Consider the following 8,411-nt stretch of genomic DNA (forward strand, 5'->3'; position numbering starts at 1 on the left):
CCCGGTTCGCCTTCAACAGCGTTTCCAGCTCCTCCTGCGACTGCGCAATCGCGGGAAAGCGTTCGCTCATCGGCCAACTCCGGTTGAGGTTGGCTCACAAAGATAAGCTAAGTGAACAATCCGTCAAGGGAATTGGTATTAATTGATCTTAATAAAAATAATGCTTCCCATCTGGGAAACACGCTTTTAGATTCTGATCCCGACATTAATAGACAAATGGCCGGGCGTGTGCCATACTGCCTGAGCCTCGCAGGCCGGGCTTGTCGGGCGGGAGCGGAGCACCGATCACAGAGTGATCCGGGAGATTCAAGGCCGCGTCAGGGGCGCCTGTAACTGACAGGGCGGAGCTATGCCCCTCGGTCGATGTGCCTACTCCCCATAACTGCATCACAAGTCGGGAGTTGCGCGGGTAAGCAATCGAGTCCGGACGGTCGGAGCACCTCCGTCCTGTAGCTTGAGCGCAAAAGCTGGAGGATCGGGCCGCGCCTATACACCACGCATAAAGGGACTTAGCGTGGTACCGACCTGCTGATTAGTGGATTCGAGCGCTGTTGCGGACGGGCTTCTTTCCGCTCGCGGACAGGGCGCTGGCGAGGCCGCCTCGCCTGATGCCGCCCCGGATCGGACCCCGTCTACGCGTCCACGCGCCTGTGCCCGTCTCGGCGGCAGCGCATTACATGCCCTCCCGCGGCACGATCCGCCCCGCACCGACCGATGCGTGGGCACGGCGGCGGGGAGCGCCAACCGGCCGCCTCCGTGGCCGGGGTGAAGCACGCCTCCACCTCCCTGTATCCATGCCGAACCGCGTTGCAGAAGTCACGCTCGAAGCCGGACGCAGACAGGCACCGGACACGCTCTACCAGCAGCCCCACTGGTATGCGTGCTACACCCGCTCGCGCCACGAGAAGATCGTGGAAACGCTTCTGAGCGCGCAGAAGATCGAGAGCTACCTTCCCATCCACGCCCGGCAGAGCCGCTGGAAGGACCGGATGAAGCTGGTCCACCTGCCGCTCTTTCCCGGCTACGTGTTCGGGCGCTTCACCCTCGACATGCTCGCGCAGGTGCTCTCGACGCACGGCGTGGTGAGCGTGGTGAGCGCGCGCGGGTACCCCACGCCGATCCCCGCCGCCGAGATCGAGAACGTCCGCCGCGTCTCGTTCGCCGCCGCTCCCGGCGACGTCGGCGTGGAGCCGAGCCCGCCCGTGCAGTGCGGAAAGTGGGTGCGCGTGACCTCCGGCCCCTTTCAGGGAGTGGAGGGGATCGTGGTGGAGCACCGCAGCCGCCAGCGCGTGCTGGTCGGGATCGCCGCGATCGGCCAGGCGCTGGAGGTGGACATCGACGTCGCCGGGGTGACGCCCATCCCCCCACCCGGCTGAAGGACCCCGCGGCCGCCGCCGCGAAGAATCGTCCAGGCATCCCCCGTCCCCACCTCCGGCAACGCACCCCTTCCCCCTCGAGAGGGAGTGAAGATGTACAAGATCGCCCTGGTGAACATGCCGCTCGCGACCCTGTCCATGCCTTCGCTGGCGCTCACCCAGCTGCAGTCCGTGGTCAGGCAGACGTTCGGGGCGCGCGTCGAGGCGCAGGTCCGCTACCTGAACCACGACTTCGCCCTGTACCTGGGCCTTGCCGCGTACGAGGAGCTGGTCTCGTTCGAGCACCACCCCACCGGGCTGGGCGAGTGGTTCTTCCGCGAGGCCGCGTTCCCCGAGGCGCCGGACAACGCGGACGAGTACTTCCAGCGCTACTACCCGCAGCACACCGCGCGCAACCGCGCCCTGAAGGACTTCGTGATGCGGATGCGCGCCGGGCTGCGCACGCACTTCCAGGAGATGATCGACCGCTACGGGCTGGACCAGGCGGACCTGGTGGGCTTCACCTCCATGTTCTCGCAGAACGCCGCCACCCTGGCCATGGCGCGGATGATCAGGGAGCGGAACCCGTCGGCGGTGATCGTGGTGGGCGGCGCCAACTGCGAGGCGCCGATGGGGCGCGAGCTGCTGGAGAACGCGCCGGTGCTGGACTTCGTCTTCTCGGGCCCGTCGCTGCGGAGCTTTCCCCGGCTGCTGCGCTGCCTGGTGGACGGCGACACCGAGGGGTGCCACCGCATCGACGGCGTGTTCTCGCGGAAGAACCGGGTGCGCGACGCGGCCGGCTGCGCCGCGCCGGGCCTAGACCTGGCGGCGACGGGCGGCCCGCCCGAGGTGCGCGCGTTCGGCGAGGAGAACGACGTGAACGAGCTGGCGGAGTACGACTGGGAGGAGTTCCTGGAGCGGTACGCGGCGGCGTTCCCCGAACGCGACAAGCCGATCCTCCTGTTCGAGACCTCGCGCGGGTGCTGGTGGGGCGAGAAGGCGCACTGCACCTTCTGCGGGCTGAACGGCTCCACCATCAGCTACCGCTCGATGCGCCCCGAGAACGCCTTCCGCGTGTTCAACGGCCTGTTCGCGCACGCCGACCGGGTGCGCGAGTTCCAGAGCGTCGACAACATCCTCCCCAAGAGCTACCTGACCGACGTCCTTCCCTACCTGGACACGCCGCCGGGCGTGTTCATGTTCTACGAGGTGAAGGCCGATCTCACCGAAGACGACTTCCGCACGCTGGCCAGGGCGCGGGTGCTGCGCATCCAGCCGGGGATCGAGGCGCTGAACACCTCCACCCTGAAGCTGATGCGCAAGGGAACCTCGGTGTTCCAGAACCTCTCGTTCCTGATCAACGCGGTGCGCTACGGGATCGAGCCCGCGTGGAACCTGCTGATCGGGTTCCCGGGAGAAGAGCTGGAGGTGTACGAGAAGTACGAGCGCGAGCTGCCGCTGCTCACCCATCTCTACCCGCCCGCCGGGGTGTTTCCCGTGCGCTTCGACCGCTTCAGCCCGTACTACGAAGAGGCCGAGGCCTACGGGCTGGACCTGCATCCGCTGGACTGGTACGAGCTGACGTACCCGTTCCCGCGCGAGTCGCTGTACCGCCTGGCCTACTACTTCGCGGACGACAACAGCCTGGCGCCGTACGCCACCAACGCGGCGCTGATGGTCGCCCGGCTGCGGGCGAAGGTGGACCGCTGGAAGACGTTGTGGAATTCCGCCGGCCGGCCCGAGCTGCGCCTGTGCCTGCGCGAGGGCGTGCCCCACGTCTTCGATTCGCGCGACGGGGTGCCGCTGGAGTACCCGCTCCGCGAGGAGAGCCGGCGCGTGCTGGAGGCGCTGGGCACCGCGAAGAAGGTGGTGAACCTGGCGCGCGAGCTGGAGGGGGTCGACGTGGAGGCCGAGATCGCGTGGCTGGTGGAGCGCGGCCTCGTCTTCCACGAGGGCGAGCGCTACATGAGCCTGCTCGTCGCTCCGCCGCGCCCCATCACCGTTCCCCTCGAGAACGTGATCCTCGCCACCGCCACGGTGTGATCCGCCGGCGGACGGAGGCGCGACGCCCGGACGGCGGCACCGCGGGCGGACCGGAGGATGTCTCGCGGGCGACGCGGGTTTCGTCGTCCCCACATCACACGAACATGGCGGATGATGCTGGCCCGGCGGCGCATCCCTTGGAGCAGTCCGAGGTTGATAGTTCATATTTCCGGACGATAAATGAATTAAGTCCCACAGTCGCCGTTTGGGGAGGATGACAGACATCGGGACGCCGAAGTGAGCCGCAACGGGGGGATGAGGGGCCAGCGGCTTCGCGCGGCGCCGCCCGGTGTGCCCTCGCCGCCGGTGGATGGTGACGGGTTGGGCCGTTTCTCGTGATCCAACGCTCTGTCCAGGGGATCGTCAATGGATGCAGTTGCCGGCCAGACACTCACGGCAGCGCCGGAGGGCGCGCTCCTGCCGCGACTTGCCGTGGCGACCGGTCCCGAGCTCACCGTTCCGGAGGGAGCGCCGGCCACGCTGGCCGACGTCCTCCGCCGTGCCTCGGAAGAGGCCGCGGCGCGCCGCGTGATCCGCGTCGGGCGCGACGGCGGGGAGGTGGTGCTGCGCTACGACGAGCTCCGGAGCCGCGCGGAACGGATCTTGGGCGGGCTCCGGGCGCGCGGCGCACGGCCCGGCGACGAGGTGATTCTCCAGCTCGGCGCGGTCGACGAGTTCCTCCCGGCGTTCTGGGCGTGCGTCCTGGGCGGCTTCACGGCCGTTCCCTGCGAGCCCGCGGGCGCGCACGACGGCGCGGGGACCGCGGCGCGGCGGCTCCGCGACGTCTGGAGCACGCTGGACCGGCCGCTGGTGGTCGCCGCCACCGGAGCCGAGGGGCCGGTGCGCGCGGCGCTGGGCGTCGATGCCCACATCGCCCCCGTGGCGGAGCTGGCCGCGCACGCCCCGGACCCGGCGTGGCACCCCAGCCCCCCGGAGGCGATCGCGGCGCTGCTGCTGAGCTCGGGAACCACCGGACGCCCGCGGCTGATCCAGCGCAGCCACCACAACCTCCTCTGCGTCTGCCAGCGGAATCCGGGGCTGGCCGGCTGCGCCGAGATCACCTTCCTCAACTGGCTCCCGCTGGACCACAACGCGGGGCTCACCTCCAGCATGTCGATCCTGGCTGCGGGCGCGGACCAGGTGCAGCTGGGCACCCGCGACGTGCTGGAGGCTCCCGGGCACTGGCTGGAGGGCCTCCACCGCTACCGCGTCACCCACACGGGGGGCACCAACTACTCGCTGGGGCTGATCAACGCGCACTTGGCCGCGGGCGGAGGGCGTGCGGGGTGGGACTTCTCCCGCGTGCAGAGCTTCGTGGTGAGCGCGGAGCCGGTGGTCGCGCGCACCGTGCGCGCCTTCCTGGAGCAGATGGCGCCGTACGGCCTGCGCCCCGAGGCGCTGCGCCCCTCTTACGGATCTACCGAGGCGGGGGGAATCTCGCGACTCACCGACCTGCGCCTGGACGAGGGCGGCGACGCCTTCGTGGAGGCGGGGACCCTGTTCCCGGGGATCTCGCTGCGGGTGACGGACGCGGCGGGGCGGGTGGTGGAGGAAGGGCGCGAGGGGCGGATCCAGGTGCGCGGCGACACCGTCACGCCCGGGTACGCCCGCGACCCCGGGCACACGCGGGAGAGCTTCACCGGCGACGGCTGGTTCATCACCGGCGACCTGGGCTACCTGCGCGCGGGAAGGCTGATGCTCACCGGGCGCGAGAAGGACGTCCTGATCCTCAACGGCGTCAACGTCGCCAGCCAGGAGATCGAAGCGGAGATCGAAGCTGTGGACGGCGTCGAGCGCGGCTGCACCGCCGTCTGCGCCGTGCGCCGGGGCGACACCGACGCGGCCGCCGTCTTCCTGCACACGCCGTTCGCCGAAGCGGGAGAGCGCGACGCGCTCCGGCGGGAGGTGCGGCGCGTGGTGGCGGCCCGGTTCGGGGCCACGGTGGCCCACCTCCTCCTCGTGGGGCGCGACGAGATCCCGCGCACCGCCACGGGAAAGATCCGGCGCCCGGTGCTGCGCCGGCGCCTGGAGGCGGGAGACTTCGCCGCGGCGGTGGCGGAGGACGCGGGCGCTGGCGGCGGCGGATGGGCGGCTCCCCGCACGGAGGTGGAGCGGGAGCTCTGCGCCGCGTGGGCCGAGATCCTGGGCGTGGAGCGGGTGGGGATCGACGACGACTTCCTGGGGCTGGGCGGGCACTCGCTGCTGGCCACGCGGATGGTGTCGCGCATCCGCGGGGCGCTGGGGGTGGAGCTGCCGCTGCGCGCGCTCTTCGAGGCGCCGACCGTGGCCCGGCTGGCGGAGCGGGTGGAGGCGCTGCGGGGCGCCGCTCCGGCGTCCGCGGCGCCGCCGGTGCTCCCGGTGGAGCGCACCGGCGCGCCCCTCGCCTCGTTCGCGCAGGAGCGGCTCTGGTTCCTGGACCGCCTGCAGCCGGGGAGCCCGCTCTTCAACCTCCCGGTCTCACTCCGGCTGGCGGGAGCGCTGGACCTGGCGGCGCTGGAGCGGGCGATCGGCGAGATCGTGCGGCGCCACGAGCCGCTCCGCACCACCTTCGCGGAGCCCGAGGGCGTGCCGGTGCAGGTGATCGCGCCCTTCCGGGGCTTCGCGCTGGCGGTGGAGGACCTGTCGGCCCTCGGCGCGGAGGAGCGGGAGGCCGTGGTGCGGCGCCGCGCGGGCGACGACGCGGCGCGCCCCTTCGACCTGTCGGCCGGTCCGCTCTTCCGGGCGGGGCTGCTGCGGCTGGGGGGCGAGGAGCACGTGCTCCTTCTCTGCATGCACCACATCGTCAGCGACGGGTGGAGCATGCGGGTGTTCTTCCGCGAGCTGGCGGCGTTGTACGAGGCGTACCGCGACGGGCGCGAGTCGCCGCTTCCTGCGCTGGCGGTGCAGTACGCCGACCACGCCGTCTGGCAGCGCCGGCACCTGCGGGGCGAGACGCTGGAGCGGCAGGTGGCCTGGTGGCGGGAGCGGCTCGCCGGCGCGCCGGAGCTGCTGGAGCTTCCCACCGGCCACCCGCGTCCGGCGGTGCAGCGGCACCGGGGGGCGCACGAGCCCATCCGCATCGGCGCGGCGCTGCGCGAGCGGCTGGAGGCGCTGGGGCGGAGCGAGGGCGCCACGCTGTTCATGGTGGTGCTGGGCGCCTTCCAGGTGCTGCTCGCGAAGTACGCCGGGAGCGCGGACGTGGTGGTGGGGAGCACCGTGGCGGGGCGCACGCGGGGGGAGACGGAGGGGCTGATCGGCCTCTTCATGAACGTGCTGGTGCTCCGCACGGACCTCTCCGGCGACCCCGGCTTCCGCGAGGTGCTGCGGCGCGTGCGCGAGGTGACGCTCGCCGCCTCCGAGCACCAGGACGTGCCCTTCGAACGGCTGGTCACGGCGCTGCGCCCGGAGCGCTCGCTGGGCCACTCGCCCCTCGTCCAGGTGCTCTTCGAGCTGCACAACGACGAAGGGATGGGCGCCCGCTTGCCCGGCCTGCGCGTGGAAGGCGCCGAGCCGGACGCGGTGATGGCGAAGTTCGATCTCTCCGTGACGATGAGCGCCGGCCCGGACGGCCTCACCGGCGGGCTGACCTACAGCACGGACCTGTTCGAGCCCGCTACGGCGCGGCGGATGGTGGCGCACCTGGAGCGGGTGCTGGAGCAGGTCGCCGGCGATGCGGACCGGCGCCTGTCCGGCCTGGAGCTGATCGGTCCCGACGAGCGCCGGCGGGTGCTGGAGGAATGGAACCGCACGGAGGCGCCGTATCCCGCCGGGCGCTGCATCCACCAGCTCTTCGAAGCGCAGGCGGAGCGTACGCCGGACGCCCCGGCCGTCGTCTTCGCCGGCCGGACGCTGACCTACCGCGAGCTGGACGAGCGGGCCAACCGCCTCGCACGGCACCTGATCCGGCTCGGAGTCGGGCCGGAGGTGCGCGTGGGGCTGTGCCTGGAGCGCTCGCCGGAGCTGATGGTGGCCATCCTGGGGGTGATGAAGGCGGGCGGTGCCTACGTCCCCGTCGATCCCGCCCACCCGGCGGAGCGGATCGGCTACGTGCTGGAGGACTCCGCCGTGGCCGCCGTGCTGACGCAGGAACGGCTGCGGGACGCGCTGCCGGTCCTGGGTGGCGTGCGCGTCATCTCCGTCGACACGGCGTGGGGCGAGATCGCGGCCGAGAGCGCGGACGCGCCCGCGACCGGCGTCACCTCCGAGAACCTGGCCTACGTCATCTACACCTCGGGGAGCACGGGGCGGCCCAAGGGCGTGGCGATGCACCACCGGGGCGTCGCCAACTACATCGACTGGGGCGTCCGCGCCTACGGGGCGGACGCGGGGAGCGGCGCGCCCGTCTTCTCGTCGATGGCGGTGGACCTCACCATCACCAACCTCCTCCCCCTCTTCGCCGGCCACCCCGTGCACCTCCTCCCCGAGGAGAACGCGGTGGAGGCGCTGGCCGATGCGCTGCGCGGGGCGCCCGGCTACGGGCTGATCAAGATCACCCCCGTCCATCTCTCCCTCCTCACCCCGCTCCTCACGCCCGAGGAGGCGCGGGGGGCGGCGAAGACGCTGGTGATCGGCGCCGACTTCCTGTCCGCCGAGCCGACCGTCTGGTGGCAGGAGCACGCGCCGGACGTGCGGCTGATGAACGAATACGGCCCCACCGAGACGGTCGTCGGCTGCTCGGCGTACGTCCTCCCCCGGGGGAGGCATACCGCCGGCCCCGTCCCGGTGGGGCACCCGATCCAGAACCTCCGCTTCTACGTGCTGGATGCCCATCTCCACCCCGTTCCCGTGGGCCTCCCCGGCGAGCTGTTCATCGGCGGGGCGGGGGTGGCGCGCGGCTACCTGGGCCGGCCGGGGCTGAGCGCGGAGAAGTTCGTCCCCGATCCCTTCGCCGCAGCCGGCGCGCGGATGTACCGCACGGGCGACCGCGCGCGCTGGCTGGAGGGCGGCGACCTGATGATCCTGGGCCGCACCGACAGCCAGGTGAAGATCCGCGGCTACCGCGTGGAGCCGGGCGAGATCGAGGCGGCGCTGCGG

Annotated in this window: 3 protein-coding genes; all 3 read left to right on the plus strand. The window is 71.6% G+C overall.

Going from position 1 to position 8,411, the window contains the following annotated elements; translation table 11 throughout:
* Positions 1 to 794: 794 nt before the first annotated feature.
* The gene (locus VLK66_RS02915) at positions 795 to 1,376 is read left to right on the plus strand and encodes a UpxY family transcription antiterminator (protein WP_325307757.1); all 582 of its coding nucleotides are present in this window, start codon (positions 795 to 797) and stop codon (positions 1,374 to 1,376) included.
* 93 nt (positions 1,377 to 1,469) lie between these two features.
* Complete coding sequence (locus tag VLK66_RS02920; RefSeq protein ID WP_325307759.1) at positions 1,470 to 3,398, plus strand: RiPP maturation radical SAM C-methyltransferase; 1,929 nt, start codon at positions 1,470 to 1,472, stop codon at positions 3,396 to 3,398.
* A 432-nt stretch (positions 3,399 to 3,830) separates the two neighbouring features.
* Positions 3,831 to 8,411, plus strand: a 4,581-nt coding sequence (locus VLK66_RS02925; protein WP_325307761.1) for a non-ribosomal peptide synthetase, incomplete at its 3' end; no start/stop codon positions are given.

This window comes from Longimicrobium sp., from assembly GCF_035474595.1.
In the GTDB taxonomy this organism is placed as follows: Bacteria; Gemmatimonadota; Gemmatimonadetes; order Longimicrobiales; family Longimicrobiaceae; genus Longimicrobium.

What these genes read in the sequence shown, in the direction of transcription:
- VLK66_RS02915 (WP_325307757.1), top strand. Translation starts at nt 795, where the DNA reads ATGCCGAACCGCGTTGCAGAAGTCACGCTCGAAGCCGGACGCAGACAG.
- VLK66_RS02920 (WP_325307759.1), top strand. Translation starts at nt 1,470, where the DNA reads ATGTACAAGATCGCCCTGGTGAACATGCCGCTCGCGACCCTGTCCATG.